General features: G+C 69.9%; 2 protein-coding genes. Both read right to left on the reverse strand.

Annotation, left to right across the window (positions count from 1 at the left end):
* The coding region (locus tag FUT88_RS25310) for a CoxG family protein (RefSeq protein WP_261797295.1) at window positions 1-113 on the reverse strand (113 nt) is incomplete at its 3' end.
* A partial coding sequence (locus FUT88_RS25315; protein WP_147219304.1) for a vWA domain-containing protein occupies window positions 104-730 on the reverse strand: 627 nt, incomplete at its 5' end. The genes FUT88_RS25315 and FUT88_RS25310, both read right to left, overlap by 10 nt.

Below are 730 nucleotides of genomic sequence, written 5' to 3' on the forward strand. Positions count from 1 at the left end.
GCGGTGATGCTCTCGCAGCCGGGAATGCAGCGCTGCAGCACGGCCGGGTCGTTCAGCGCATCCCAGGCGGTCTGCAGGGGCACGGGCAGGAGATGGGTCTGGGTCAGTTCCATGGGGCGGTCGATGGGACGGGGGTGGGGGGACGCGGCGGACGCGTGCGGCGGGCATGCGCCAGTTCGTGCTCCAGCGCAGCCAGGCTGTCGAAATGGTGCGCCGGCACCATCACGTCGACATGCGGCAGAATGGTCCGCACGCCACGTGCCCGCGGCTCGAAGCCGGCAAAGCGCAGCAGCGGGTTGAGCCAGACGATGCGGTGGGCGAAGCGCGCCAGGCGTGCCATCTCGGTGTCGAGCACGTCGATGTGCTCGTGGTCGAGCCCATCCGTCACGAGCAGGACGGTGGCACGGCCGGACAGCGTGCGGCGCGCCCATTGGCGATTGAACTCCGCCAGCGCCGCGCCGATGCGCGTGCCGCCCGACCAGTCGGGCACCAGCTCGGCGATGGCCTGGACGGCGACATCCGGATCACGCTCGCGCAGTTGCCGCGAGACGTTCGTCAGCCGCGTGCCGAACAGGAAGGCCTGGATGCGCTCGCGCGACTGCACCAGCGCGTGGCAGTAATACAGCACGGCGCGTGAATAGCGGCTCATCGATCCGGAAATGTCGAGCAACAGCACCAGCGGCGGCGTGCGGTCGACGGGCTGGCGGTATTTCCAGCCGGTCCACTCGCC

The organism is Ralstonia sp. TCR112, assembly GCF_007997035.1.
Taxonomy (GTDB): Bacteria; Pseudomonadota; Gammaproteobacteria; order Burkholderiales; family Burkholderiaceae; genus Ralstonia; species Ralstonia edaphi.